The organism is Streptomyces sp. NPDC001493 (assembly GCF_053597235.1).
On record NZ_JBSFHV010000003.1, the window covers coordinates 104,801 to 130,843 of the forward strand.

Genomic DNA, 26,043 nt, shown 5'->3' on the forward strand with positions numbered 1-26,043 from the left:
GGCGGGGCGCGGGCGCGCCTCGGCCGCCGTCACAGCGCCCCCTGAGAGCGCAGCGCCGCGATCCGCTCGCCGGTGAGGCCGAGTTCGGTGAGGATCTCCTCGGTGTCGGCCCCGTGCGGGCGGCCCGCCCACCGGATGGAGCCCGGGGTCTCGGAGAGCCGGAAGAGGACGTTCTGCATCCGCAGCGGTCCCAGCTCCGGGTCGTCCACCTCGGTCACGCTGTCCAGCGCCCGGTACTGCGGGTCCTCCATCACGTCCCGCACGTCGTAGATGGGGGCGATGGCCGCCTCCGCCTTCTCGAACTCGGCGAGCGCGTCGTCCCGGGTGTGCCGGGCGATCCACGAACCGACCGCCCCGTCCAGCTCGTCCGCGTGCTCCGCCCGGGTCGCACCCGAGGCGAACCACGGCTCCTCGATCAGCTCCGGACGCCCGACCAGCCGCATGACCCGCTCGGCGATCGACTGCGCCGACGTGGAGACCGCGACCCACTGGCCGTCCGAGGTGCGGTAGGTGTTGCGCGGCGCGTTGTTCCGCGAGCGGTTGCCGGTGCGCTGCTGGACATGGCCGAGCTGGTCGAACCAGAGCGGCTGCGGGCCCAGCACCGTCAGGATCGGCTCGATGATCGCCATGTCGACCACCTGCCCCCGCCCGGTGCGGTCGCGCCCCGCGAGCGCGGCCATCACGGCGTACGCGGTGGCGAGCGCCGCGATCGAGTCGGCGAGGCCGAACGGCGGCAGCGTCGGCGGCCCCTCCGGCTCACCGGTGATCGACGCGAAACCGCTCATCGCCTCGGCGAGCGTCCCGAACCCCGGCCGGTGCGAGTACGGGCCGAACTGGCCGAAGGCCGTCACCCGGGTCAGCACCAGCCGGGGGTTGACCGCCTCCAGCTCCTCCCAGCCCAGACCCCAGCGCTCCAGGGTCCCGGGCCGGAAGTTCTCGATGATCACATCGGTCTCCGCCGCCAGCCGCAGCAGCACCTCCCGCCCGCCGGGGCTCGACAGGTCCAGGGTCAGGTTGCGCTTGTTGCGGCCCAGCAGCTTCCACCAGAGGCCGACCCCGTCCTTCGCGGGACCGTGGCCGCGCGAAGGATCGGGTTTGCGCGGATGTTCGACCTTGATCACCTCGGCGCCGAAGTCACCGAGCATGGTCGCCGCGAGCGGACCGGCGAAGAGGGTGGCGAGGTCCAGGACCCGCAGGCCCGACAGAGGAGTGTGCGTGGGGGTGGTCCCGGATTCGGTCATGAGGCATCGATCTCGCTTCGGTAGGGCATGGACGTGGACGCGCCCGGCTTCTGGACGCAGAGGGCGGCCGCCGAGGACGCCCAGGCGACCGCCTCGGCCACCGGACGCCCCTCGCCGAGGGCCACGGCCAGCGTCCCGACGAAGGTGTCGCCCGCGCCGGTCGTGTCGACCGTGGTCACTTCGAGGGCGGGGAAGCGCACCGGCTCACCGCCCCGGGCCGCGTACAGGCAGCCCTTCGAACCGAGGGTGATGACGACCTCCGGCACCCGGCGGAGCAGGACCCGCGCGGCGGCCTCCGGGTCCTCGTAGCCGGAGAGCTGCGCCGCCTCGTGCTCGTTGGGGACCAGCAGGTCGACATGGTCCAGGAGCTCGTCCGGCAGCGGCTGGACGGGAGCCGGGGTGAGGATGGTGCGTACGCCCCGGGCGTGCGCGGCCCGCGCCCCCTCGGTCACCGCGGAGAGCGGCAGCTCCAGCTGGAGCAGCAGCAGATCGGCCGAGGCCGCCGCCTCCCGCTCGTCGGGGCCGAGCGTGGTGACCGTGCCGTTCGCGCCGGGCACCACCACGATCGCGTTGGCACCGGAATCGTCGACCACGATGTGCGCCGTGCCGCTCGCGCCCTGGGCCGTACGCACGAGACGGGTGTCGATCCCCGCGCTCTCCAGGCCGCCCCGCAACTGCGAGCCGTACGCGTCGGCGCCGACCGCGCCGATCATCGTGACCTCCCCGCCCGCCCGCGCGGCGGCGACCGCCTGGTTGGCGCCCTTGCCGCCGGGGACCGTACGGAACTCCTTCCCGGCGACGGTCTCGCCGAGTGCGGGCGCCCGTGCGACATAGGCGACGAGATCCATGTTGATGCTGCCGAGCACCGCGATGCGGGTCATGGGCGCAGAGCCTCCTGATAGGTCTGTTCGGCGAGAGTGTCGAAGCCGATGCCGTCGAATCCCGGCACCGAGGTGGCGAGCCGGTTCTTCAGCGGGACGGTCCAGCGGTCCGGCAGAGCGCCCGGACCGCCCGCCAGCAGTCCGGCGAGCGACCCGGCGGTCGCCCCGTTCGAGTCGGTGTCCCAGCCGCCCATCACCGCGTTGCCGATGGACCGGGTGAAGTCGCCGTCGGCGTGGGTGAGGGCGGCGGCCAGCAGCGCCGCGTTGGGCAGCACGTGCACCCAGTGGTGCGTGGCGGCGTAGACCTCGTGCAGCCGGTCGACGACGGCGTCGAAGCCGCCCGCCGCCCCCGCGCCCCCAGGCGTCCCCGCGCCCCCGGACGGCCCCACGACCCCAGACGTCACCGCGCCCCCAGGCGTCCCCGCGGCCTTCGCCGCCTCGGCCGTTTCGATGCCGAGCCGCACCGCGCGCGCGTACCGGGACCCCGGCGGCACCACCCGCAGCCCGGCCGCCAGGCACCCGTGCACGTCGCTCGCCCCGCCGGCCGCCTCCGCCAGCGCGGCCGCCGTGAACATCGCCCCGTACACGCCGTTCGCCGTGTGGGTGAGGACCGCGTCGCGGTGCGCCTGCTCCGCCGCCGCCCCCGGATCGCCCGGGCAGGTCCAGCCGTGCACGTCGGCACGGATCTGCGCCCCGATCCACTCCCGGAACGGGTTGCGGTACCGGGCCGTGCCGGGCGGCTCCACCCCGTCCAGCAGATTGCGGTACGCGATCCGCTCGGCGGTGAACACCCGGCCGGCCGGGAGCTCGTCCAGCCAGAGCCGGGCGAGGTCGTCCGTGGTGAAGCCGCGCCCGTGGCGCCGGAGCAACAGCACCGTCAGCAGCGGGAAGTTGAGGTCGTCGTCCTCCGGCATCCCGTCGATGTTCTCCGCCAGCGAGGTGGGTCCCGAGCGGCGGTTCCAGGGATACGAGGCGAGCAGCCCGGCAGGCACCCCCCGGGCGGTGAACCAGTCGGACAGCGGCCAGTTGCCGGTGGCCCGGGCGAGCGCGCGGATCCCCTCCAGCGGCAGCTTCTCCACCGGCTTGCCGAGCAGACAGCCCGCCGCCCGGCCCAGCCACCCGGCGTGCAGCCGGGCCCGGTCGGGGACGGGCCGGGTGACGGGCGGGGTGGGCCACCGCGGGCAGAGCGCCCGGATCTCCGCCAGGTCCGTCGGCTCCTGCTCCTCCAACGGGCATTCCAGTCCGGCGAGTTCGTCGAGCAGCCGTTCCGCGAGGGCGCGCAGCCGGGGCGGTGCGGGCGGCTCGGAGGCCCCGGCCCGCTCCGGGGCGGGCGGGCCCCCGGCCGCGTACCACCGTGCCGCGATCTCCGACGCGTCGCGGCCGTCCTGCCCGGCCTGGCGCAGTTCGTGCCCGATCAGGTCCTCGGGCTGGACCCAGGTCAGCCGTACGTTCACCGCTCACCCGCCAGGACCGCGAAGGCCGCCTCGTGGGCGCGGCGGCGGGCGGTGTCGGCGGCGAACACCTCGCGCGCCACCGCCGTCAGGGTGCGCGCCGGGGCGTGCAGGTCGAGCCGGCTCGCCCCGGCGACCGTCTTCGCCCACTCCTCGGGCACCGCCGCCTCGCCGTACAGTGCCCCGACGATCGCCCCGCTCATGGTGGCGATCGAATCGCAGTCGCGACCGTAGTTCACCGAACCCAGCACCGTACGGCGGTAGTCGCCGCCGCCGGCCAGCAGCATGCCCAAGGCGACAGGCAGTTCCTCGATCGCGTGCAGCCGGGACGGCCTGCGGGCGCCCAGCGAGGGGGAGCGGTAGTCCGGGCCGACCGTGTCGAAGGGGGCGACCGCCTCCCGCAGCGGCACCAGCGCCGACTCGGGATCGCCGTGCCGGGCCGCCTCCTCGCACACCGCCTCGATCGCCGCGCGGGTACCGTCCTTGGCGAGCGCCAGGCACGCCTCCACCACGGAGACGGGCGTGGCGCCCGGCGTGCACGCCGCGGCGACCGCCGCCGCGAACACCCCGGCCGCCTCCCGGCCGTAACTGGACTGGTGCGGCGCCGCCACCTCCAGCGCCTCCGCGTAAGCCGCCTCCGGATGGGCCGCGTTGACCAGTCCGACCGGCGCCATGTACATCGCCGCACCGCAGTTGACGATGTTTCCGCTGCCCGCCTCGCGCGGGTCGACGTGCCCGTAGTGGACGCGCGCCACGAGCCACTTCTCCGCGAGGAAGATCCGCTGCAGCGGCAGCGCCTCCGCCTCCAGCTCCGGAATCCAGCGCGGGGTGGAGATCAGGTCCGGGACCAGGTGCGTGGCGACGGAGTACGCGTCCAGGTGGTCGCGGACCTTGTCGTAGACCCGCACCAGCGCGTGGGTCATCAAGGTGTCGTCGGTGACGTGCCCATCGCCCTTGTGGTACGGGGCGATCGGGCGGGCGGTGCGCCAGTCGTCGCCGTACCAGGGGCCGACGATCCCGTGCACCCGCCCGCCGTGCCGCTCCGCGATCTGCTCGGAGGTCCAGCCTTCGACGGGGCCCCCGAGGGCGTCGCCGACGGCGGCGCCGACGAGGGCGCCGCTCACTCGTTCATCGAGGGAAAGCGTGTCCGATACGGGGTGTTGAGTACTCACTGTGTGCATCATGGCTGAATTGTCCACCCGGGGCGGCCTGTTCCGTGGCTGCGAGCAGCCCGGCGAGTTCGATCAGATCCATGCCCGCGAGCCGGGGCAGCGCGCATCCGGCGAGCGTCCGGCACGCCTCCCGCCACCCGGACGGTACGGTCCGGATGCCGCCGAGCGCCCCGGTCAGCGCCCCGGCGAGCGCGGGCGCCGAATCCGCGACCCGGGACAGGCACGCGGCGGCCGGGACCGCCTGCGCGATCTGCCCCCGAGCCGCGGTGGTCAGCGCCAGCGCCACCGGCACCGTCTCGGCGGCCGCGATCCCGTAGCTGTAGACGTGGTCGACGATTTGATGCTCCAGCACCGGGACGAGCGAGAACGCCCCGGCGGGCTCGTCCGCGAACTCCCGTGCCAGGCGCACCGCGTGCACCGCGTTGCGGGCGATCTCGGTGCCCTCGGGCAGCTGCGCGAGCGCCGCGTCGACCACCGTCGTCACGTCCGCCCCGGCGAGCGCCTCGGCGATCGCGGCGGCGATGGCCCGCGCGCCGTGCACCCCGTCGCCGTCCTGCGTGTAGCGGGCGTCGAACTCGGCCAGCGCCGCCGCGGCGGCCGGATCGCCCGGGTGCACCACCGCGAGCACCGCGGCCCGCACGCAGGCCGCGTCGTCGAAGTAGTGCGGGTTGTCGTGCCCGGTGGCGGGGGGCCGCAGCCCGGCGGCGAGGTTGCCGAGCCCGGCGCGCACCGAGATCCGGGCGCGCAGCGGCAGCACCGCCGCCTCCACCTCCGGCGCCCGCTCGCTGGCCGCCGCGACCTTGGCGGCCAGCGCGTTCCAGGCGCGGTCCACCGCGTCGCGCATCCGGCGGGAGGGAGTGAGCCCGTGCGCCTCGTCGGCCGCCGCCGCCAGCACCGTACCGGCGGCGAACGCGGCCCACTCGGCGTCGTCCGACGGGCCCAGTCGCAGCGGCTCGGGCGGCTGGTTCAGCGCGATCGGCACCGGCAGTGTGGTCGTCGCGTTCTGCTCGGCGAAGGTGTCCAGCTCCCGGGTGAGCCGCCGGGTCCACTCGGGCATCCGGGCCGCCCGGTGCCGGGCGGCGGGCCAGCCGGCCGCGTCCCCGGCGGCGAGCCCCAGCAGCAGGCCCTCGATCCGCGCCCGCCGGGTCATCTCCCGGTGCTCGATCCCCGGGCGCGCGGCCTCCGTACCGGCGGCGGTCATCGGAGCGCCCCTTCCGCGTGCAGCAGGGAGACCGGCGCGGGCTCGTCCGCCCGGTCCGGCTGCTCCGGGCCGGTGGCCCCGGGGTCCGGAACCGCCGGGGGAGCGGCCACCGGCCGCGCCTCCTCCGGCGTGCCCGCGGGGTCGCCCGCCGTCAGCAACTCCGCCACGTCCAGCACGTGGTAGCCCCGCATCGAGGGCAGACAGCTGCCGCGCACCGGGCCGATCGCTGCGGCCCACTCCGGGGGGATCGCCGCCGTCCCCCGCCAGGCCCCGGCCAGCGCGCCCGCCACCGCCGCCGTGGTGTCCGCGTCCCGCCCCATGTTGACCGCCATCAGCACCGCCGTACGGAAATCGCCCCGCGCGGCCGTGAACGCGCCGAACGCCAGCCCCACCGCCTCCGGCGCCAGGTCCGTCCAGGGGTAGCCGCCGATCACCACCGCCGACCGCACCGCGCGCTCGGCCGTGAGCCGGTCCGGGTAACCGCGCTGGGCGGCGGTCACCGCCCGGCGCAGGGAGCGCGCGGTCCACGAGTCCATCGGCACCACCGAAAGCGCCGCCGCGATCACCGAGGCCGGGCCCGCCCCGACCATCGCCGCCGCCACCCCGGCCGCGACCGCCTGGCCGCCGTAGATGCCCTCGCCGTCGTGGCTGACCTGCCCGTCGATCGCCACCAGCCGGGCCGCCTCGGCGGGCCGCCCGGCCGCGAACACCCCGAACGGGGCCGCGCGCATCGCGAGTCCGTCGCTCCACGCGTGCCGGTGCTGCGCGGAGATCGGCGCGGCCAGCCCCCGGCGCAGGTTCTCCAGCGTGCCGCGCTCGCTGAACCCGGCGCCCCGGAAGGGTCCTTCGTCCAGATCGGCGATCCAGTGGTGCCAGGCCCGGTCCACGTCGGCGACGGTGAGGGCCGAACCGTGGCGGGCCAGCAGCAGCGCGGAGAAGATCGCGTACTCGGTGTCGTCCGTACCGGCCGGGTCGTCGCTGACGAAACCCTCGATCCGGCCCCACCGGGCGCGGATCTCCGACGGTCTCAGGTTCTCCGCCGGGGCACCCAGCGCGTCCCCGACGGCCAGCCCGAGCAATGCGCCCCGGGCCCGGTCCTTGCCCGTGATCGGTTCCATCGGTCGACCCTTCGTCCGTACACGATTTCCCTCTGTCCGATCTGTGCCACGCCCGACGGCCGGGAAGGCTGACAACCGGAATAAAAGGGCCATGCGGATGAAGCTAGACGAAACGAAGCGCGGTGCTGGACGGAGGAACGGGAAAACCAGGCAAGGACGGGGATCCGCCTTCCAAAGCTCTACCCGAAAGGATGACGGGCGCCACCGGCGGAGCAGCCGGACGGGTGAACGGGGACGGACCCGCCCGAAAGGGCGCCGACCGGACCCCGCGAAGGCGCCGACCGGGCCCCGCGAAGGCTCCCCAAGGAAGGTGAGCCATGCCTGTCTTGCCTGGTCAGAGCGGTGGTAAGTACGGCCTGCCTTGCTGGCGGGCGCCGATTTTCGTGCGTACTTTCGATGGTGTCGGGCGGCGGCGGAGGGGCTGCGGAGCCGCCGGCGGATAGGGGAGCACTGTGTCCATCATCGAGACCGACGCCGCACTGCACGAGGCGCACCGCGACAACCACACCCACCGGGACGTCAACGGCGGCTGGCTGCGCCCGGCCGTGTTCGGCGCCATGGACGGCCTGGTCTCGAACCTCGCGCTGATGACCGGGGTCGCGGGCGGTGACGTCTCGCACCGCACCATCGTCATCACCGGGCTGGCCGGCCTCGCCGCGGGCGCCTTCTCCATGGCGGCCGGCGAATACACCTCGGTCGCCTCGCAGCGGGAGCTGGTGGAGGCCGAACTCGACGTGGAGCGGCGCGAGTTGCGCAAGCACCCGTACGACGAGATGCGGGAGCTGGCAGAGCTCTACGTCTCCCGGGGCGTCGAGCCGCACCTGGCCGCCGAGGTCGCCCGCCAGCTCTCGAAGGACCCGGAGCAGGCCCTGGAGATACACGCCCGCGAGGAGCTCGGCATCGACCCCGGCGACCTGCCGTCGCCGCTCGTCGCCGCCGGTTCCTCGTTCGCGGCCTTCGCGCTGGGCGCCCTGCTGCCGCTGCTGCCGTACCTGCTCGGCGCCACCGCGCTCTGGCCCGCCGTCCTGCTCGCTCTGCTCGGACTCTTCGGCTGCGGCGCGGTGGTGGCCCGGGTGACGGCGCGCAGCTGGTGGTTCAGCGGGCTGCGGCAGCTGGCGCTGGGCGGGGCCGCCGCCGCGCTCACCTACGCCCTCGGCGGGCTCTTCGGGGTGGCGGTCGGCGGCTGACCCGCCGGGCGGTCGTCCCTCGGGCGGCCGGGATTCCTCGGCAGGGCGCCGTCCGACCGGTGAGGCCACAGGGCGCCGCCCGACCGGTGAGCGGAGAGCCTCGGACCGTTCACCCGTGCGGCCCATCCACACAACGCCCCGGAAAGCAACCCGCAATACCCCGGAAATACGTGTGACGTACGTCCCGGTTTCCGCCTCTGGGCGGATGTGGCCCACGCAACGTAAAATGAGAGCCTATGCGAGACTCCACATAAGTAATCGTTACTTCCTGGTTTCGAACGCATGGCTGCCGGGCATGAGCCTCAGACACCGCAGGCAACGGCGCCTGCTCCCTGTGGCTCCCCGGGCGTTGATCTCTCCGACTGCGGCCCCATCCTCAGCGATGCAATGTCCGCATGTTGGAACGGGCCTTCCGCTTATCGAGAAGCGCCCCATCATGTAACCTGCACGAAATTTCGCAGAGGGCCAACGTCGTCCCTCGGCAATGCATATGCCACGACGACGACGGGAGAGCCGATGCGCATCCACGCCTGGTCGCCCATGGACGGTCGCCCCGCCCAGCAGGGGATGTACGACCCCCGTAACGAACACGACGCCTGCGGTGTCGGGTTCGTCGCCACCCTGACCGGTGTGGCCAGCCACGCGCTGGTCGAGCAGGCGCTGACCGTACTGCGCAACCTCGAACACCGCGGCGCCACCGGCTCCGAGCCCGACTCGGGCGACGGCGCCGGAATCCTCCTCCAGGTCCCGGACGCCTTCCTTCGCGAAGAGACCGGCTTCGACCTCCCGGAAGCCGGCGCGTACGCCGTCGGCATCGCCTTCCTCCCCGCCGACGGCTCCACGGACGCCGTCGCGGAGATCGAGAAGATCGCCGGCGAAGAGGGCCTCACCGTCCTCGGCTGGCGCGAGGTCCCGGTCGCCCCGGCCCTCCTCGGCAACGGCGCCCGCGCCACCATGCCCGAGTTCCGCCAGATCTTCGTCGCCGACGGCACCAGCACCGGCATCGCTCTCGACCGCAAGGCCTTCGTCCTGCGCAAGCGTGCCGAGCGGGAGGCCGGTGTCTACTTCCCGTCGCTCTCCGCCCGCACCCTCGTCTACAAGGGCATGCTCACCACCGGACAGCTGGAGCCGTTCTTCCCCGACCTGTCCGACCGCCGGTTCGCCACCGCCGTCGCACTCGTCCACTCCCGCTTCTCCACCAACACCTTCCCCAGCTGGCCCCTGGCACACCCGTACCGCTTCGTCGCGCACAACGGCGAGATCAACACGGTCAAGGGCAACCGCAACTGGATGAAGGCCCGCGAGTCGCAGCTCGCCTCCGGACTCTTCGGCGAGGCCGCGCTCGACCGCATCTTCCCCGTCTGCACCCCGGACGCCTCCGACTCGGCCTCCTTCGACGAGGTCCTGGAGCTCCTCCACCTCGGCGGACGCTCGCTGCCGCACTCGGTGCTGATGATGGTCCCCGAGGCGTGGGAGAACCACGACTCCATGGACCCGGCCCGCCGCGCGTTCTACCAGTACCACTCCACGATGATGGAGCCCTGGGACGGACCCGCCTGCGTCACCTTCACCGACGGCACCCAGGTCGGCGCGGTCCTCGACCGCAACGGACTGCGCCCCGGCCGCTACTGGGTCACCGACGAGGGCCTCGTCGTCCTCTCCTCCGAGGTCGGCGTCCTCGACATCGACCCCGCCAAGGTCGTCCGCAAGGGCCGCCTCCAGCCAGGCAAGATGTTCCTCGTCGACACCGCCGAGCACCGCATCATCGAGGACGACGAGATCAAGGCCGGCCTCGCGGGCGAGCAGCCCTACGAGGAGTGGCTGGAGACCGGCGAGATCGAACTCGGCGACCTCCCCGAGCGCGAGCACATCGTGCACACCCACGCCTCGGTCACCCGCCGCCAGCAGACCTTCGGCTACACCGAGGAAGAGCTCCGCGTCATCCTCGCCCCGATGGCCCGCACCGCCGGCGAACCGCTCGGCTCCATGGGCACCGACTCGCCCATCGCCGCGCTCTCCGCCCGGCCCCGGCTGCTCTTCGACTACTTCACCCAGCTCTTCGCCCAGGTCACCAACCCGCCGCTGGACGCCATCCGCGAGGAGCTCGTCACCTCGCTGCGCTCCTCGCTCGGCCCCCAGGGCAACATCCTGGAGCCGAACGCCGCGACGTGCCGCAGCGTCACGCTGCCCTTCCCGGTGATCGACAACGACGAGCTCGCCAAGCTGATACACATCAACGCCGACGGCGACATGCCGGGCATGAAGGCCGCCACCCTGGCCGGCCTCTACCGCGTCAGCGGCGGCGGCGACGCCCTCGCCGCCCGCATCGAGGCCATCTGTACCGAGGTCGACACCGCCATCGAGGACGGCGCCCGCCTCATCGTCCTCTCCGACCGGCACTCCGACGCCGAGCACGCGCCGATCCCGTCGCTGCTGCTCACCTCCGCCGTCCACCACCACCTCATCCGCACCAAGCAGCGCACTCAGGTGGGCCTGCTGGTCGAGGCCGGTGACGTCCGCGAGGTCCACCACGTCGCCCTGCTGATCGGCTACGGCGCCGCCGCCGTCAACCCGTACCTCGCCATGGAGTCCGTCGAGGACCTCGTCCGCGCCGGTACGTTCATCGAGGGCATCGAGCCCGAGCAGGCCATCCGCAACCTGATCTACGCCCTCGGCAAGGGCGTCCTCAAGGTCATGTCGAAGATGGGCATCTCCACCGTCGCCTCCTACCGCGGCGCCCAGGTCTTCGAGGCCGTCGGCCTCGACGAGGCCTTCGTCGCGACGTACTTCAACGGCACCGCCACCAAGATCGGCGGCGCCGGCCTCGACGTCGTCGCCAAGGAGGTCGCCGCCCGGCACACCAAGGCGTACCCCGCCTCCGGCATCGCGGCCTCGCACCGCGCGCTGGAGATCGGCGGCGAGTACCAGTGGCGCCGCGAGGGCGAACCGCACCTGTTCGACCCGGAGACGGTCTTCCGCCTCCAGCACGCCACCCGCAACCGCCGGTACGACATCTTCAAGAAGTACACGGACCGGGTGAACGAGCAGTCCGAGCGGCTGATGACGCTCCGCGGCCTGTTCGGCTTCAAGTCCGACCGCGCCCCGATCTCCGTCGACGAGGTCGAGTCCGTCGCCGACATCGTCAAGCGCTTCTCCACCGGCGCCATGTCGTACGGCTCGATCTCCCGCGAGGCGCACGAGACGCTCGCCATCGCGATGAACCAGCTCGGCGCCAAGTCGAACACCGGCGAGGGCGGCGAGGACGCCGACCGTCTGTACGACCCGGCGCGCCGCTCGTCCATCAAGCAGGTCGCCTCCGGCCGCTTCGGTGTCACCAGCGAGTACCTCGTCAACGCCGACGACATCCAGATCAAGATGGCGCAGGGTGCCAAGCCCGGCGAGGGCGGCCAGCTGCCCGGCCACAAGGTCTACCCCTGGGTCGCCAAGACCCGGCACTCCACCCCGGGCGTCGGCCTCATCTCGCCGCCGCCGCACCACGACATCTACTCCATCGAGGACCTGGCTCAGCTGATCCACGACCTCAAGAACGCCAACCCGGCGGCCCGCATCCACGTGAAGCTGGTCTCCGAGGTCGGTGTCGGCACGGTCGCGGCCGGTGTGTCCAAGGCCCACGCGGACGTCGTCCTGATCTCCGGCCACGACGGCGGAACGGGCGCCTCCCCGCTCACCTCCCTCAAGCACGCGGGCGGCCCCTGGGAGCTCGGCCTCGCCGAGACCCAGCAGACCCTGCTCCTCAACGGCCTGCGCGACCGCATCGTCGTGCAGACCGACGGCCAGCTCAAGACCGGCCGCGACGTCGTCATCGCCGCACTGCTGGGCGCCGAGGAGTTCGGTTTCGCGACCGCCCCGCTCGTCGTCTCCGGCTGCGTCATGATGCGCGTCTGCCACCTCGACACCTGCCCGGTCGGCATCGCCACGCAGAACCCCGTGCTGCGCGACCGCTTCTCCGGCAAGGCCGAGTACGTCGTGAACTTCTTCCAGTTCATCGCCGAGGAGGTCCGCGAGATCCTCGCCGAGCTGGGCTTCCGCACGATCGAAGAGGCGGTCGGCCACGCCGAACTCCTCGACACCGACCGGGCGATCACGCACTGGAAGGCCCAGGGCCTCGACCTGGCGCCGCTGTTCCACGTGCCCGAGCTCCCCGAGGGCGCGGTCCGCCACCAGATCCACGAGCAGGACCACGGCCTCGCCAAGGCGCTCGACAACCAGCTGATCAAGCTCGCCGCCGACGCGCTCGGCGCCGACAGCGCGGAAGCCGCCCAGCCGGTCCGCGCCCAGGTCGCCATCCGCAACATCAACCGCACCGTCGGTACGATGCTCGGCCACGAGATCACGAAGAAGTTCGGCGGCGCGGGCCTGCCCGAGAACACCGTCGACATCACCTTCACCGGCTCGGCCGGCCAGTCCTTCGGCGCCTTCCTCCCCGCCGGAGTCACCCTCCGCCTGGAGGGCGACGCCAACGACTACGTCGGCAAGGGCCTCTCCGGCGGCCGGATCATCGTCCGCCCGGACCGCGGCGCCGACCACCTCGCCGAGTACTCCACCATCGCGGGCAACACCATCGGCTACGGCGCCACCGGCGGCGAGCTGTTCCTGCGGGGCCGTACCGGCGAACGCTTCTGCGTCCGCAACTCCGGTGCCACCGTCGTCTCCGAGGGCGTGGGCGACCACGGCTGCGAGTACATGACCGGCGGCCACGCCGTCGTCCTCGGCGAGACCGGCCGCAACTTCGCCGCCGGCATGTCCGGCGGGGTCGCGTACCTCATCGACCTGAACCGCGACAACGTCAACTCGGGGAACCTCGGCGCGATCGAGGAACTCACCGAGGCCGACGCCCAGTGGCTGCACGACGTCGTGCGCCGCCACCACGAGGAGACCGGCTCGACCGTCGCCGAGAAGCTCCTCGCCGAGTGGGCCACCGCCGTGACCCGCTTCAGCAAGATCATCCCGTCCACCTACAAGGCAGTGCTCGCCGCCAAGGACGCCGCTGAGCTCGCCGGTCTCTCCGAGCAGGAGACCACCGAGAAGATGATGGAGGCGGCGACCAATGGCTGACCCCAAGGGCTTCCTGACCACCGGGCGCGAGGTCGCGCAGACCCGCCCCGTGGGCGAGCGCGTCAAGGACTGGAACGAGGTCTACGTTCCGGGCTCCCTGCTCCCCATCATCAGCAAGCAGGCCGGCCGCTGCATGGACTGCGGCATCCCGTTCTGCCACAACGGCTGTCCGCTCGGAAACCTCATCCCCGAGTGGAACGACTACGCCTACCGCGAGGACTGGACCGCCGCGTCCGAGCGCCTGCACGCCACGAACAACTTCCCGGAGTTCACCGGGCGGCTGTGCCCGGCTCCCTGCGAGTCGGCGTGCGTGCTCGGCATCAACCAGCCGGCCGTCACCATCAAGAACGTCGAAGTCTCCATCATCGACAAGGCGTGGGACAGCGGCGACGTCACCCCGCAGCCGCCCGAGCGCCTCTCCGGCAAGACCGTCGCCGTCATCGGCTCCGGCCCCGCCGGACTGGCCGCCGCCCAGCAGCTGACCCGGGCCGGCCACACGGTCGTCGTGTACGAGCGCGCCGACCGCATCGGCGGCCTGCTGCGCTACGGCATCCCCGAGTTCAAGATGGAGAAGTCGCACATCAACCGCCGCATCGAGCAGATGCGCGCGGAGGGCACCAAGTTCCGCACCGAGGTGGAGATCGGCGCCGACATGCCGGCCGACGCGCTCCGCCGCCGCTACGACGCGGTCGTCGTCGCGGCCGGTGCCACGGTCTCCCGCGACCTCCCGGTCCCGGGCCGCGAACTCAACGGCGTCCACTTCGCCATGGAGTACCTCCCGCTCGCCAACAAGGTGCAGGAGGGCGACCTGACGGTCTCCCCGATCAGCGCCGAGGGCAAGCACGTGGTGGTCATCGGCGGCGGCGACACCGGAGCCGACTGCGTGGGCACCGCCCACCGTCAGGGCGCGCTCTCCGTCACCCAGCTGGAGATCATGCCGCGGCCCGGTGAGGACCGGAACGCCAACCAGCCCTGGCCGACCTTCCCCATGCTCTACAAGGTCACCTCCGCGCACGAGGAGGGCGGCGAGCGGCTCTACTCCGTCTCCACCACCCACTTCGAGGGCGACGAGGACGGCAACGTCCAGTCCCTGCACCTCATCGAGGTGGAGTTCAAGGACGGCAAGCTGGAGCAGAAGGCCGGTACCGAGCGCGTCATCCCGGCCCAGCTCGTCACCCTCGCCATGGGCTTCACCGGCACCGACCAGGCCAACGGCCTCGTCGAGCAGTTCGGCCTCGGCCTCGACGAGCGCGGCAACATCGCCCGCGACGCCGACTACGCCACCAACGTCGAAGGCGTCTTCGTCGCCGGTGACGCCGGCCGCGGCCAGTCGCTCATCGTGTGGGCCATCGCCGAGGGCCGCTCCGCGGCACGCGGCGTGGACCGCTTCCTGACCGGGACCAGCGCCCTGCCGGCCCCGATCCGCCCGACGGACCGCTCCCTGATGGTCTGACCCCCGATCGCCGGAACCGGCCGCACTTCCGCGGCCGGCCCCGGAGCAGACGTCCCGTACAACGGCGTACGGAACTGAACGCGGCGCCTACCTCGTCCCCGACCGGACTTGGGTGGGCGCCGTGGCGCGTCCGGGGGCGGTAGCCGGAACACGGAAATGCCCGGCACGGACGACTCCGTGCCGGGCATTTCGCGCTTCAGGGGGCTCAGCCGCCCGTCAGCGCGTTCGTCTTCAGCACCACCACGAGCACCAGCAGACCCAGCAGCACCACGGCGGCGACGCTCTGCGCGAGGCCGTTGCGGAGCTTCGCGGGGGCGTACGCCAGCCCGGACATCACCAGGCCGCCGGTGAGGAGGCCGCCGAGGTGGCCCTGCCAGGAGGTGAAGAAGGCGGAGATCACCATCCAGACCAGGAACCCGGCCATGAAGCGGTTCAGCTGGCCCACGTCGCGGCCCAGCCGCCGGCCTATGACGTAGAGCGCGGCGGCCAGGCCGAAGATCGCGCCGGAGGCCCCCACGGTGTTGCTGTCGGGCGCCAGTACGTACACCAGCACCGAACTGCCCACCGCGGAGATCAGGTACAGGGCCGTGTACCGGACCTTGCCGAGCTGGGTCTCCACGTCCCGGCCGAGGTTCCAGAGCGCCAGCATGTTGAAGACCAGGTGCATCACGCCGATCGAGGAGTCCGGCGGCAGATGCAGGAACGAGCCGGTCAGCAGCCGGTACCACTCGCCGCCGGCCACGCCGATCGTCTCGAAACCGGGCGGCGTATAGCCGTCGTACACGTACATGGAGCCATCGGGCCCGAGGAGCACCGCCCCGAGCATCCCGAACCGGTCCAGGACCTCCGGCTTCACGACCTCGGCGATGTAGGCGAGGACGTTCAGGGCGATGAGCGCGTACGTGACCAGAGGCTTCGTGCCCGACGGGACCCGGCCGCCGAAGAGGCTCAGCGCCTGACGGACCGTGCGGTTGCCCTCCCGTACACACTCCGGGCACTGATGGCCGACCGCGGCCTCCCGCATGCAGTCCGGGCATATCCGGCGGTCGCAGCGGGTGCAGCGGACATGCGTCTCGAAGGACGGATGGCGGTAACAGGTGGGGGTGTCGGCGGGGGTGTCGGCCTCCATGACCGGCTCCTTCACTGGGCGAGGTGGTGCGCGGTGCCGAGGTGACGGCGGCGATCAAGATAGCGAACCCGGAATTCGGGCCAGGCGCCCGGGTGCCGGATGGCAGCCTGGGGTGGCGGCGGTACCGTCAACCCCCTTGCCGGGCAGGCGTGGAGCGGTGAGCCGGTGTCCGGCGGGACCGGACCTGGTCGCTCGGGGTCGGACCGGATCGGACCGGATCGGAACAGAACGGAGACAAGCATGATCGGATCACCCACGGGCACGGGCACGGGTGTGGATGCGGGCACGGGCCCCGCGCTCTCCCTCGACAAGGTGGCGGCGCGTGCGCCCGGCCTCGTCAGCCTCTACAAGAGGGCGGGCGTCTCCCTGCGCAAGCGCGGTATGGACGGCGCCAGGGCGGCGGTCTACCTGGTTCTCGACTACTCGGGCTCGATGAAGGACTACTACAAGGACGGCAGCGTCCAGGCCCTCGCGGACCAGGTCCTCGGGCTCTCGGCCCATCTCGACGACGACGGACGCGTCCCCGTCGTCTTCTTCTCCACCGACATCGACGCCGTCACCGACATCGCCCTCGACAACCACCAGGGGCGCGTCGACGCGATCGCGGCGAGCCTCGGACACATGGGGAAGACCAGCTACCACCTGGCGATGGACGCGGTCATCGACCACTACCTCGACAGCGGCTCCACGGCCCCCGCTCTCGTCGTCTTCCAGACGGACGGCGGCCCGATCAACAAACTCGCGGCCGAACGTTACCTCTGCAAGGCCGCCGAACTTCCGCTGTTCTGGCAGTTCGTCGGGTTCGGCAACACCCGCAGCACGCAGTTCGACTTCCTGCGCAAACTCGACGAACTCGCCGTCCCCGCCAAGCGCGTGGTCGACAACGCCGGGTACTTCCACGCCGGGCCCGACCCCCGTACCGTCCCCGACGAGGAGCTCTACGACCGGCTCGTGGCCGAGTTCCCGCTGTGGCTCGCGGCGGCCCGGGAGCGCGGCATCGTGGGGTGACCCGGGGAGGCGTCCCGCGCAGGGGCGCTTCGAGGGTGCGCGGCCGGACGCCCCCGGCCTCCGCACCCGTTGCGGTGACCCGCCGGAAATCCTGACAGAAGGTGTCGGGATGAGGCGCTTCGATGGGAGGCATGACACCGAACACTCCCGCCCCCGCCCCCACGACCCCCACCACCTGGGCGGACTTCCACGCGGCCGAGCCCGGGTTCGCCGCCACCGCCGAGAAGCGCTTCCGCCTCTACCGCCACCAGGTCCTGGCCACCCTCCGCAAGGACGGGTCGCCGCGGGTCTCCGGGCTGGAGGCCGACTTCCGCTTCGGCGAGATGCTGCTCGGCATGATGCCCCGCTCCCGCAAGGCCCTCGACCTGTTCCGCGACCCCCGCTTCGCGATCCAGGCGAACCCCGGACCGGACGCCGAGATGGCCGACGGCGACGTACGCGTCGCCGGCCGCGCGATCGAGGTCACCGACCCCGCCCTGCTGGCCCGCTTCATCGAGGAGGCCACGCCCCCCGAGCCGTTCCACCTCTTCCGCGTGGACATCACCGAGGTGGTCCACACCGGCATGGACGGCGAGGAGCTCGTCGTCCGCTCCTGGACCCCGGGCCGCGAGCTGCGCACGGTCCGCCGGGGGAACGAGGGGCCGGTGGGCTGAGGCCTGGCGTGGTCTCCGGCGTCGCAGGGGGAGGGGCGGCCGGAGAGGGGGCCGGGGGTCGGCACCGTCCGGCCGCCCCTCGTCCCAGTCCGGTCCCCCCCGGCCCAGACCGTTCCCCCTGGCCCCGTCCGTTCACCCCCGGCCGAGTCCGGCCGCCCGGGCGGCCCGGCGCGCGTGCACCGCGTCCGCCGACACGGCCATCTCGCGCAGGGCCGACTGCCGCTCCCGCCGGGCGAGCCGGTCGAGGTAGAGGCGGCCCTCCAGGTGGTCGGTCTCGTGCTGGAGGCACCGTGCGAAGTACCCCCGGCCCTCGATCACCAGCGGCGCACCGTCCTTGTCCGTCCCCCGTACGACGGCGAGGTCGGGGCGGGGCACCGTCCGGTAGGGGCCCGGCACGGAGAGGCACCCTTCCGCCTCATCGGCCAAGTGGCGCTGCCCGGCGGAGAGTTCGTCGAGTACGGGGTTGGCGATATGGCCCACGTGCCGCACGCCCCAGTCGTCCGTGATGTCCCACACGAAGAGCCGCAGGTCCTCGCCCACCTGATTGGCTGCCAGCCCCGCGCCCTCGGCCACCTCGTTGGTGGCGAACATGTCGTCGATCAGGCGGGAGAGCCCGGGTGTGCCGAAGGCGGTGACTTCCCGGCAGGGGCGGTGCAGTACCTCCTCGCCGACGACGGTGATCCGCCGCACCTCACCCCGCACGGCTTCCGGGACCCGCCGGGGATACGAGGCGACGGGCACCCCCTGCACGCGTACCCCGCCGCCCGGACGGGGCCCGTCGAACGCGTCCGTCATGAAGATCAACGCCCTTCGCGTCTGTGGCGCCCGCCGGGCGCACGCCACGGCCGAAAGCGCTTGACCAGATGCTTTGCAAAGTAGCAGACTTTGCAAAGTGACCGACGAGGACATTGCAGAGAACCGCACCCCGCGCAAGGGCGCCCCGGCCGAGGCCGCCCCAGTCGTGGAGGTCCCGCGCGAGGGTGCCGGGGAGTCGCTCCCCGACCACCCGCTACGCCTCGCCCTGCTGGACCTCCTCGCCGAGAGGGGGACGCTCACCTCGACCGAGGCCGCGAGCCGTCTCGGCCACAGCTCCGGCCTCTGCTCCTTCCACCTGCGGCAGCTCGCCCGTCACGGCCTGATCGAGGAGGTCCCGGACAGTCACGGCCGGGCCAAGCCGTGGCGGCTGCGGTGGGGGAGCGGTGAGCCCGCCCGGCCCGGCACGGACAGGCCGGCGGCCAAGAGGGGGGCGTCGAGTGCCGGGCCGGCCGGAGCGCCCGTGCCGGAGCCCTTCGACGTGCTCTCCCGCGGACTGGAGGACGAGAGCTACCGGCACTGGCTCGCCCACCGGGACGAGGCCCCGGCGTCCTGGCGTGGCGACCCGTCCTTCAGTGCCGTCGTCCACCTCACCCCGGAGGAGGCCGCCGAAGTCGCCGCCTTCGTCACCCGGCTGCTGGCCGGGTACCGGGAACGCGACCGCGACCCCGCCACGCGCCCCGAGGGCGCCCTCCCCGTCGCCGTCGTCACACGGCTCTTCCCGCTGCTGCCCGAGGGCGGCCCGGACGCCTGACGCCGGGGGAGGGGTGCGGTCGCCCGGGTGAGCCGCGTCTCTCCGCGACCCGCCACAACCGCCCGGTGGCGGGCGCGCGGGCCCCCGGCGGGCAAGTTTCCGAGATCCGGAGCCTCAAGATCCACCGCTCGCCGGGAGGACGTGCTACGGTGTTCCAGTTGCAGTTTTGGTACCCATGAACTTTATGTGCGCCTGACGGGAATGCTTCCTCAGGCGCATTATTGTTTTCCGGCTTTCTCCGGATGGGGCTCAATGCGGCGACTTGGAATTCGTAAAGTGCGGATTCTCGGCACTGCACCTCTTTTAGGAGAATGACATGGCTACTGGAACCGTGAAGTGGTTCAACTCGGAAAAGGGCTTCGGCTTCATCGAGCAGGACGGCGGCGGCGCCGACGTCTTCGCCCACTACTCCAACATCGCCACCTCGGGCTTCCGTGAGCTCCAGGAGGGCCAGAAGGTCTCCTTCGACGTCACGCAGGGCCAGAAGGGCCCGCAGGCGGAGAACATCGTCCCCGCCTAATTCGGCCGGACGCGTACCTCGCAGCCGGGGCTCGCACCTTCACGGTGCGGGCCCCGGTTTGTGCTGTCTCCGGGACGTCCTGTCACCGGAGCACCCGCCATGTGCCGCATCCTGGGGCGCACATGAAAGCGGTCCGAAGAGCATGTCGCAGCGACCCAGGAATCCCCCAGGAGGGAAATTCCGTATGACCCGCTTCGAACGCCAGGACCGCCCGGCCGGCAACCGTCAGCCGAGTGGACGGGGCCGTGGCCAGTCCCAGGCCGCCCCCGCCCGCCGGGGAGCCGGCAAGGCCCCCGCGCGCCGCCGCCCCGCCGCTCCGCAGGGTGGCGAGTTCGCCCTGCCGGAGACCCTCACCCCCGCTCTGCCCGCCGTCGAGGCGTTCGCCGAGCTGGACATGCCCGCCGCGCTGCTGAAGACGCTGGCCGCTCAGGGCGTCACCGACCCCTTCCCGATCCAGGGCGCCACCCTGCCGAACTCGCTCGCCGGCCGGGACATCCTCGGCCGCGGCCGTACCGGCTCCGGCAAGACGCTGGCCTTCGGCCTCGCGCTGCTGGCCCGTACCGCCGGACGCCGCAGCGAGCCCCGCGCCCCGCTGGCCCTCGTGCTGGTCCCGACCCGCGAGCTCGCCCAGCAGGTGACCGACGCGCTCACGCCGTACGCCACCTCCGTGAACCTGCGCCTGGCGACCGTGGTCGGCGGGATGTCCCTCACCAAGCAGGCCGCCACGCTCCGGCGCGGTGCCGAGGTGCTCGTCGCCACTCCGGGCCGCCTGAAGGACCTCATCGAGCGCGGCGACTGCCGCCTGGACGAGGTCTCCATCACGGTCCTCGACGAGGCCGACCAGATGGCCGACATGGGCTTCATGCCGCAGGTCACCGCCCTGCTCAAGCAGGTCGAGGCGGACGGCCAGCGGATGCTCTTCTCCGCCACCCTGGACAAGAACATCGACCGGCTGGTCAAGATGTTCCTGACCGACCCGGTCGTGCACTCCGTCGACCCGTCGGCCGGCGCCGTCACCACGATGGAGCACCACGTGCTGCACGTGCTGGACGACACCGACAAGAAGGCCGTCGCCACGAAGATCGCCGCCCGCGAGGGCCGCGTGATCATGTTCGTCGACACCAAGCGTGCCGCCGACCGTTTCGCCAAGCGCCTGCTGGCCGCCGGTGTCCGCGCCGCCGCCCTGCACGGCGGCCGGTCCCAGCCGCAGCGCAACCGCACCCTGGACCAGTTCAAGGACGGCCAGGTCACGGCGCTCGTCGCGACCAACGTGGCGGCCCGCGGCATCCACGTCGACGACCTCGACCTCGTCGTCAACGTGGACCCGCCCACCGACCACAAGGACTACCTCCACCGGGGCGGCCGTACCGCCCGCGCGGGCGAGTCCGGCAGCGTCGTCACGCTGGTGCTGCCCGAGGAGAAGCGGGACATGACCCGCCTCATGCAGGACGCGGGCATCGCCCCGCACACCACCCGCATCACCTCCAGCGACCCGGAGCTCAGCCGGATCACCGGCGCCCGCGAGCCCTCCGGCATCGCCGTCGTCATCGAGGTGCCGCAGCCGACCCCGCCGAAGCAGCGCACCCGCTCCGGCGGCCAGCCGGGCACCGGCACCACCACCCGCTCGGGCAGCCGCGGCCGCGGCCGCCGGGGTGGCGCGGGCGGTGCGGGTGCGGGTGGCGCGAGCGCCACCGGTACCACCGGCGGCGCACGCGGCACGGGCAACGGCGGCGGTCGCGGCGGAGCCTCCGCCGGGTCGCAGCGCGGCGAGTCCCGCGGTGCGGGCGCCGGGCGTACGGGCGCGAGCGCCGGCCGCACCGGTTCCGGCCGTACGGGCACGGGCGGCTCGGGCCGTACCGGCACCGGCTCCGGCCGTCCCGCCGGGGCGGGCCGGGGCAACGGCGGCAACGGCGGGGGCGCACCCCGCAGCCGCCGCGCCGCGTAAGGCTCGGCAGCCTCACCACTGAGCGACGCCCGGTCCGGTTCTCCGGACCGGGCGTCGTGCTGTGCGGGGGAGTGTGCTGTGCGAGGGAGCGCCGAGGCCGACCAGCCCGGAGTAGTACGGGCGAACGAGTGATCACCACATGGGGTGGCCGGCGCTTCCGCCGCCCTCCACCGGGGCAGCCTGCCCACCGAAGCGGCGCCGGAGCGGCGGCGCGCCGTACGGGAGGGGCGGGCACCCACATGACATCGGAGACCCGGGAGGACGGCGGGAGCGGGCCGGTCCTGCTCGCCGCCGGTCTGGCCGATCTGGCCCTGACCACCTGCGGCGCGGCCTGGACCGCCGCCCGCGGTCTGTTCGGCCGCTCCGACCTGGGCGACCTCGCCCAGCAGGGGGAGCAGGACCTCCGGGCGCGCGGCCGCCTGGCGCTCGACCGGGTGGGCACCGGCCCCGCGCACCTGGAGATCCTCGCGCGCCACGCCCGTACCCGGGGCGCGGGCGGACCCGGTGCCTGAGCCAGTACGCCTCGCCCCCGGTCCGGCCCCGCACACCGCGGCGGGGCCGCCGTCCCACGCCGTACCCCTGCCCAGGCCCAGGCAGCCCGCCGCCGCACCCTCGGCGGCCCCCCGCCCCGCCCCCGCCGCTCCCGCCGCCCCCGAGCCGTCGGAGCTCGCCGCGCTGCGGGCCCGGGTCGACCGGGAGCTGCGGCGGTTCACCGACGCGGAGACCGAGGCGCTGCTCGCCGTCGACGAGGACCTCGCCCCGCTCGCGGCCGTCCTGTCCGACGCCACCGCCCACGGCAAACGGCTGAGGTCCGCGTTCTGCTACTGGGGCTGGCGGGCGGCGCGGCAGCCGGACAGCGACGCCATGGTCCGGGCGGCGGCCGCCATGGAACTCGTCCACGCGGCGGCCGTCGTCCACGACGACATCATCGACGACAGCCGGCTGCGGCACGGCCTGCCGACCGCCCACGTCGCCCTCCGCTCCGCCGTTGCCCGGGGCACCCGGGTGAACCCGCGCGCCGCCTCGCTCGCGATGCTCGCCGGAGACCTGCTCATGTCCTGGGCCGGACAGCTCTTCACCGGCTGCGGCCTGCCCGGCGCCTACCTGACCCGGGCCCGCCCCCTCTGGGGCGTGCTGGCCCGCGAACTCGTCGCCGGAGAGGCCCTGGAGATCCTGCGCACCGCCGGACCGCCCGACGTACGGCAGTCCCTGAAGGTGATCCGGTACAAGACCGCCAAGTACACCGTGGAACACCCCCTGCACATCGGTGCCGCGCTCGGCGGCGGCGACGCCCCCCTGCGCGACGCCTTCACCGAGTACGGGCTGCCGCTCGGCGAGGCGTTCCAGCTCCGCGACGACCTCCTCGGCCTCTTCGGCGAACCGGAGCACACCGGCAAGGCCAACACCGACGACATCACCGGCGCCCGCCCCACCGCGCTGATCGCCCACGCCCTCACCGCGGCCGGCCCCGCCGAGCGCCGTGAACTCTCCCGGCTCCTCGGGCGGGGCAGCCTCACCACCGCCCAACTCGGCCTCGTACGCGCCGTCGTGGAGTCCACCGGCGCCCGCGCCCGCGTCGAGCGCATGATCGGCGACCGCGTCACCCTCGCCACCCGGGCGCTCGACGACGCCGGTCTCCCGGCCCCCGCGCACGCCGCCCTCACCCACCTGGCCACGGCGGTCACCACCCGCCCCGCCTGACGCCCCCGCAGACTCGCCCCACCCGAGGAGCCGCCCGTGTACCCGACCGAGCAGTCCATGAACGCGCTGCGCCAGTGCGGCGACGAACTCGCCGACGCCACGGTCGCCACCCTCTTCGAGCGCGGCGAGACGGGGAAGTTCAACACCCTGATGCGGTACGTCTCCGTGTCCGGACAGCCCCTCCCGGACGGGCTGCCGGACGTCGCCCGCGCGTACCTCCACGAGACGAGCAGCCCGCCCTCCTGGGTCGACTGGGAGGAGATGGAGAAGGCGCGGCTCTTCTTCATCGACAACAACGTGCACATCTCCACCGCTCTCTCCTTCGCCGCCATGCCCGCCTGCTACGTCGTCCCGCACATCGCGAAGCTCCTGTCGGCGACGCACTCGCTGAACTACCCCTCCAAGCGCATGGCGGAGACCGGGCAGTTCACCGTCTACCTCATGCAGCCCGACGCCTTCGAAGCCGGCGGACGCTTCCTCCCGGCCGCCCAGAAGGTCCGCCTCCTGCACGCCTCCATCCGCTACCACCTGCGGCGCGAGGGCCGCTGGGACACGGCGGCCCTCGGTACGCCGATCTGCCAGGAGGACATGATCGGCGGCCAGATGATGTTCTCGATGCAGGTGCTGGACGCCCTGCACCGGCTCGGCATCCACATGAGCGTCGAGGGCGCGGAGGCCTACCACTACGCCTGGCGCGTCGTCGGCGCGATGCTCGGCGTCGACCAGGAACACGCCCCCAAGGACCTCGGCCAGGCCCGCGCCTTCTCCGACCTCTACATGACCCGCCACATGGGCCCGAGCGACGAAGGCGTCGCCCTCACCCGGCAGTTGATCGACCTGTACGAGGAAGTGGTCCCCGGAACCCTGCTGGACCCGGTCGTCTCCGCGCTGATCCGCCACCTGATCGGCGACACCTGCGCCGACTGGCTCGGCGTCGCCCGCACCCCCTGGGACACCGTCGTCAAGGCCGCCCCCGCCCTGATGAACGTACTGGAGACCATCGAGGACCGCTCACCCCTGGGCGCGTGGGCCCTGGACCGCCTCGGCCACCTCACCACCCTGTTCGAACTCTCCTCGCTCACCCGGGGCCGGGTCATGCACTACGCGATCCCGGAACACCTCAAGAAGGACTACGGCCTCTCCACCGCCGTCCCCCGCACCCGGCGCTGGACCCCGCCCGCCCCGGTCGTCGGACCGGCCGTCTGACCGGCCTGTTCCGTCCGGCCGCCCGTCCGACCGGTTGGTTTCGTCAGGCGGCCTGTCCGGCGGGCTGTTTCGTCCAGCGGGCCCGTTCCGTCCGGCCGGCCGGGCCGCGCGCGACCCGGCTCACGTGTCGCACGCCCACTGCGTCCCGCACACCCCGCACCGCGCCCGGACCGGGCCGCGCACCGGAACCCGGAGCCGCTGATGGCAGGTCGGGCAGTCGAACAGCACCCGCCGCTCAGGACCGCCGCCCTCGAAGGCGTACGGAGCGCCGGGCGCCGCCACCGCCCGGTGCCGGTCCCGGGCGTACCGCATCCTGCTCATCCCGCCCGCCGCCCGCAGCGGCGGCACCCGCAGATCCCGCAGCGCCCTGGACCGGCCCTCGGTGTACGCCTGGTACGCCCGCGGGCTGGTGAACCACGGCGAGGGGTCCTCGCCGAACGCCAGCGACCTCTTCGCCAGCACGTACCCGAACTCCTCCGGCGTCAGATAACCCAGCTTCTGGCGGGTCAGCGCATCCTCGCGGAACGCGTCCAGCAGCAGCCAGCCCGCCCCGAGATACACCGCCACCGTGTCGGTCAGTATCTCGTTCTCCCGGGTGCCGGAGAACTCCAACCCCATCCGGTGCAAAAGCACATGGGTGACCTCGTGCACCAACGCCGCACCCACATCACGCCGGTTGGACCGAAAGCGGTCGTTCAGCTCCACGAAGTACTCGGGACCCGGCGTGAGTTCGACGGTCGCTGCGTGCTCCATCCGACGGAAACCGACGATCATCCGGGCATCGGGCAGCCGCAGATGCGACACCGCGGCCAGGGCCACCCGCTGCGCCCCGCCGTACAACTCCTCCGCGTCCCCGAACGCGACCTCGGCCGCCGGCAGGCTCCCCGCGAACGCACGTACCCCCGCGCCGCCCATCCGCCGGTACAGCGCGGTGATCGAATCCCTGACCGTGCCCAGATGCGGAAAGCCACGCACCACCGGCTCCCCGGGCCGACCGTCCTCCGTCACGTCCCCACCCCCCGGTAGGCGGCCCCCGTCGCCGCTCGCCCTCCACCGTACGGGGCCGGGTCCGTACGGGCACGCGCCGGCCGGACGGCCGGGGCCCGTGAGGTGCCGTCGCGGCGGCCCCGGGCCCGTACCACCCACCGACGCCCACCCTCCGGCGCGCTACGTCTAAGCTCGTCGACCATGAACGACATCGATCCGTCCGTACGCGCCGAACTGAACCGGCTGCGCGAGAGCATCGACAACATCGACGCCGCCGTCGTCCACATGCTCGCCGAACGGTTCAAGTGCACCCAGCAAGTGGGACACCTGAAGGCAGCTCACCAGCTCCCGCCCGCCGACCCGGCGCGCGAGGCGCGGCAGATCGAGCGGCTCCGCCAGCTCGCCGGCAGCGCCAAGCTCGACCCGGCCTTCGCGGAGAAGCTCCTCAACTTCATCGTCGCTGAAGTAATTCGTCACCACGAGCGGATCGCGGAGGAGGCTGTAAGCAAAGGGGAGGACGGCCTCTGAGTAAGATCAGATCCCGTTC

Annotated in this window: 21 protein-coding genes; 12 read left to right on the top strand and 9 right to left on the bottom strand. The window is 72.9% G+C overall.

The features are described from left to right. Positions 1-29: 29 nt before the first annotated feature. Genes ACWCWD_RS05640 through ACWCWD_RS05665 form a run of 6 tightly spaced genes read right to left on the bottom strand, consistent with a single transcriptional unit; the run spans position 30 to position 7,064 of the window. Positions 30-1,241, bottom strand: coding sequence for a CaiB/BaiF CoA transferase family protein (locus tag ACWCWD_RS05640; protein ID WP_450770514.1), 1,212 nt, complete (start codon positions 1,239-1,241; stop codon positions 30-32). Then, on the bottom strand, positions 1,238-2,122 hold the full coding sequence (gene rbsK / locus ACWCWD_RS05645; RefSeq protein WP_450770515.1) for a ribokinase: 885 nt from the start codon (positions 2,120-2,122) through the stop codon (positions 1,238-1,240). Before rbsK ends, ACWCWD_RS05640 begins: the two co-directional genes overlap by 4 nt. After that, a complete protein-coding gene (locus ACWCWD_RS05650) occupies positions 2,119-3,576 on the bottom strand; it encodes an ADP-ribosylglycohydrolase family protein (RefSeq protein WP_450770517.1) in 1,458 nt (485 codons plus the stop codon). Before ACWCWD_RS05650 ends, rbsK begins: the two co-directional genes overlap by 4 nt. Then, a complete protein-coding gene (locus ACWCWD_RS05655; RefSeq protein ID WP_450770518.1) occupies positions 3,573-4,757 on the bottom strand; it encodes an ADP-ribosylglycohydrolase family protein in 1,185 nt (394 codons plus the stop codon). The genes ACWCWD_RS05650 and ACWCWD_RS05655 overlap by 4 nt, the downstream gene beginning before the upstream one ends. After that, positions 4,702-5,946 (bottom strand): ADP-ribosylglycohydrolase family protein, encoded by a 1,245-nt coding sequence (locus tag ACWCWD_RS05660; protein ID WP_450770520.1) that lies wholly within the window; start codon positions 5,944-5,946, stop codon positions 4,702-4,704. Before ACWCWD_RS05660 ends, ACWCWD_RS05655 begins: the two co-directional genes overlap by 56 nt. Further along, positions 5,943-7,064, bottom strand: a complete 1,122-nt coding sequence (locus ACWCWD_RS05665) for an ADP-ribosylglycohydrolase family protein (protein ID WP_450770521.1) — start codon at positions 7,062-7,064, stop codon at positions 5,943-5,945. The genes ACWCWD_RS05660 and ACWCWD_RS05665 overlap by 4 nt, the downstream gene beginning before the upstream one ends. A 452-nt stretch (positions 7,065-7,516) precedes the next feature. Here ACWCWD_RS05665 and ACWCWD_RS05670 point away from each other — a divergent pair, with 452 nt between their 5' ends. The 3 genes from ACWCWD_RS05670 to ACWCWD_RS05680 all read left to right on the top strand — a co-directional run bounded on the left by ACWCWD_RS05670 (position 7,517) and on the right by ACWCWD_RS05680 (position 14,780). Next, on the top strand, positions 7,517-8,251 hold the full coding sequence (locus tag ACWCWD_RS05670; protein ID WP_450770523.1) for a VIT1/CCC1 transporter family protein: 735 nt from the start codon (positions 7,517-7,519) through the stop codon (positions 8,249-8,251). Between the two features lie 516 nt (positions 8,252-8,767). After that, positions 8,768-13,327: a glutamate synthase large subunit gene (gene gltB, locus ACWCWD_RS05675; protein ID WP_450770524.1), complete on the top strand. Its 4,560-nt coding sequence runs from the start codon at positions 8,768-8,770 to the stop codon at positions 13,325-13,327. Then, positions 13,320-14,780 (top strand): glutamate synthase subunit beta, encoded by a 1,461-nt coding sequence (locus tag ACWCWD_RS05680; protein WP_386890739.1) that lies wholly within the window; start codon positions 13,320-13,322, stop codon positions 14,778-14,780. Before gltB ends, ACWCWD_RS05680 begins: the two co-directional genes overlap by 8 nt. 205 nt (positions 14,781-14,985) lie before the next feature. On the opposite strand, the gene ACWCWD_RS05685 is transcribed toward ACWCWD_RS05680, so the two are convergent. Next, entirely contained in the window at positions 14,986-15,909 is a 924-nt protein-coding gene (locus tag ACWCWD_RS05685; RefSeq protein ID WP_450770526.1) for a rhomboid family intramembrane serine protease, read from the bottom strand. Positions 15,910-16,149: 240 nt separating this feature from the next. Between ACWCWD_RS05685 and ACWCWD_RS05690 the strand changes: the two genes are divergently transcribed. Together ACWCWD_RS05690 and ACWCWD_RS05695 are read left to right on the top strand one after the other, a co-directional pair. Then, positions 16,150-16,917, top strand: coding sequence for a VWA domain-containing protein (locus tag ACWCWD_RS05690; protein WP_450770527.1), 768 nt, complete (start codon positions 16,150-16,152; stop codon positions 16,915-16,917). A gap of 131 nt (positions 16,918-17,048) precedes the next feature. Then, positions 17,049-17,570, top strand: a complete 522-nt coding sequence (locus tag ACWCWD_RS05695) for a pyridoxamine 5'-phosphate oxidase family protein (RefSeq protein ID WP_450770529.1) — start codon at positions 17,049-17,051, stop codon at positions 17,568-17,570. A 132-nt stretch (positions 17,571-17,702) separates the two neighbouring features. Here ACWCWD_RS05695 and def read toward each other — a convergent pair whose 3' ends face one another. Then, positions 17,703-18,365, bottom strand: coding sequence for a peptide deformylase (gene def / locus ACWCWD_RS05700; RefSeq protein WP_450770531.1), 663 nt, complete (start codon positions 18,363-18,365; stop codon positions 17,703-17,705). Positions 18,366-18,531: 166 nt separating this feature from the next. Here def and ACWCWD_RS05705 point away from each other — a divergent pair, with 166 nt between their 5' ends. The 6 genes from ACWCWD_RS05705 (at position 18,532) to ACWCWD_RS05730 (ending at position 24,509) form a co-directional block, all read left to right on the top strand. Next, entirely contained in the window at positions 18,532-19,137 is a 606-nt protein-coding gene (locus tag ACWCWD_RS05705; RefSeq protein WP_450771000.1) for a helix-turn-helix domain-containing protein, read from the top strand. Between the two features lie 316 nt (positions 19,138-19,453). Beyond that, the gene (locus tag ACWCWD_RS05710; protein WP_003969786.1) at positions 19,454-19,657 is read left to right on the top strand and encodes a cold-shock protein; all 204 of its coding nucleotides are present in this window, start codon (positions 19,454-19,456) and stop codon (positions 19,655-19,657) included. 184 nt (positions 19,658-19,841) lie between these two features. Further along, positions 19,842-21,602, top strand: coding sequence for a DEAD/DEAH box helicase (locus ACWCWD_RS05715; RefSeq protein ID WP_450770533.1), 1,761 nt, complete (start codon positions 19,842-19,844; stop codon positions 21,600-21,602). Positions 21,603-21,841: 239 nt separating this feature from the next. After that, positions 21,842-22,114, top strand: a complete 273-nt coding sequence (locus ACWCWD_RS05720) for a polyprenyl synthetase (protein ID WP_450770534.1) — start codon at positions 21,842-21,844, stop codon at positions 22,112-22,114. A gap of 163 nt (positions 22,115-22,277) precedes the next feature. Next, complete coding sequence (locus tag ACWCWD_RS05725; protein WP_450771002.1) at positions 22,278-23,303, top strand: polyprenyl synthetase family protein; 1,026 nt, start codon at positions 22,278-22,280, stop codon at positions 23,301-23,303. Positions 23,304-23,360: 57 nt separating this feature from the next. Further along, a complete protein-coding gene (locus tag ACWCWD_RS05730; protein ID WP_450771004.1) occupies positions 23,361-24,509 on the top strand; it encodes an oxygenase MpaB family protein in 1,149 nt (382 codons plus the stop codon). 120 nt (positions 24,510-24,629) lie between these two features. On the opposite strand, the gene ACWCWD_RS05735 is transcribed toward ACWCWD_RS05730, so the two are convergent. Next, the gene (locus ACWCWD_RS05735) at positions 24,630-25,517 is read right to left on the bottom strand and encodes a hypothetical protein (RefSeq protein WP_450770536.1); all 888 of its coding nucleotides are present in this window, start codon (positions 25,515-25,517) and stop codon (positions 24,630-24,632) included. Between the two features lie 180 nt (positions 25,518-25,697). Between ACWCWD_RS05735 and ACWCWD_RS05740 the strand changes: the two genes are divergently transcribed. Then, positions 25,698-26,024, top strand: a complete 327-nt coding sequence (locus ACWCWD_RS05740) for a chorismate mutase (protein ID WP_450770538.1) — start codon at positions 25,698-25,700, stop codon at positions 26,022-26,024. Positions 26,025-26,043 lie beyond the last annotated feature (19 nt).

Excerpts from the sequence above, each read along its gene's own strand:
- rbsK (WP_450770515.1), bottom strand. The coding sequence starts at position 2,122 with ATGACCCGCATCGCGGTGCTCGGCAGCATCAACATGGATCTCGTCGCC.
- ACWCWD_RS05730 (WP_450771004.1), top strand. The coding sequence starts at position 23,361 with ATGAACGCGCTGCGCCAGTGCGGCGACGAACTCGCCGACGCCACGGTC.
- ACWCWD_RS05660 (WP_450770520.1), bottom strand. The coding sequence starts at position 5,946 with ATGACCGCCGCCGGTACGGAGGCCGCGCGCCCGGGGATCGAGCACCGG.
- gltB (WP_450770524.1), top strand. The coding sequence starts at position 8,768 with ATGCGCATCCACGCCTGGTCGCCCATGGACGGTCGCCCCGCCCAGCAG.
- def (WP_450770531.1), bottom strand. The coding sequence starts at position 18,365 with ATGACGGACGCGTTCGACGGGCCCCGTCCGGGCGGCGGGGTACGCGTG.
- ACWCWD_RS05665 (WP_450770521.1), bottom strand. The coding sequence starts at position 7,064 with ATGGAACCGATCACGGGCAAGGACCGGGCCCGGGGCGCATTGCTCGGG.
- ACWCWD_RS05720 (WP_450770534.1), top strand. The coding sequence starts at position 21,842 with ATGACATCGGAGACCCGGGAGGACGGCGGGAGCGGGCCGGTCCTGCTC.
- ACWCWD_RS05715 (WP_450770533.1), top strand. The coding sequence starts at position 19,842 with ATGACCCGCTTCGAACGCCAGGACCGCCCGGCCGGCAACCGTCAGCCG.
- ACWCWD_RS05740 (WP_450770538.1), top strand. The coding sequence starts at position 25,698 with ATGAACGACATCGATCCGTCCGTACGCGCCGAACTGAACCGGCTGCGC.
- ACWCWD_RS05680 (WP_386890739.1), top strand. The coding sequence starts at position 13,320 with ATGGCTGACCCCAAGGGCTTCCTGACCACCGGGCGCGAGGTCGCGCAG.
- ACWCWD_RS05695 (WP_450770529.1), top strand. The coding sequence starts at position 17,049 with ATGACACCGAACACTCCCGCCCCCGCCCCCACGACCCCCACCACCTGG.
- ACWCWD_RS05655 (WP_450770518.1), bottom strand. The coding sequence starts at position 4,757 with ATGATGCACACAGTGAGTACTCAACACCCCGTATCGGACACGCTTTCC.
- ACWCWD_RS05685 (WP_450770526.1), bottom strand. The coding sequence starts at position 15,909 with ATGGAGGCCGACACCCCCGCCGACACCCCCACCTGTTACCGCCATCCG.
- ACWCWD_RS05710 (WP_003969786.1), top strand. The coding sequence starts at position 19,454 with ATGGCTACTGGAACCGTGAAGTGGTTCAACTCGGAAAAGGGCTTCGGC.
- ACWCWD_RS05640 (WP_450770514.1), bottom strand. The coding sequence starts at position 1,241 with ATGACCGAATCCGGGACCACCCCCACGCACACTCCTCTGTCGGGCCTG.
- ACWCWD_RS05690 (WP_450770527.1), top strand. The coding sequence starts at position 16,150 with ATGATCGGATCACCCACGGGCACGGGCACGGGTGTGGATGCGGGCACG.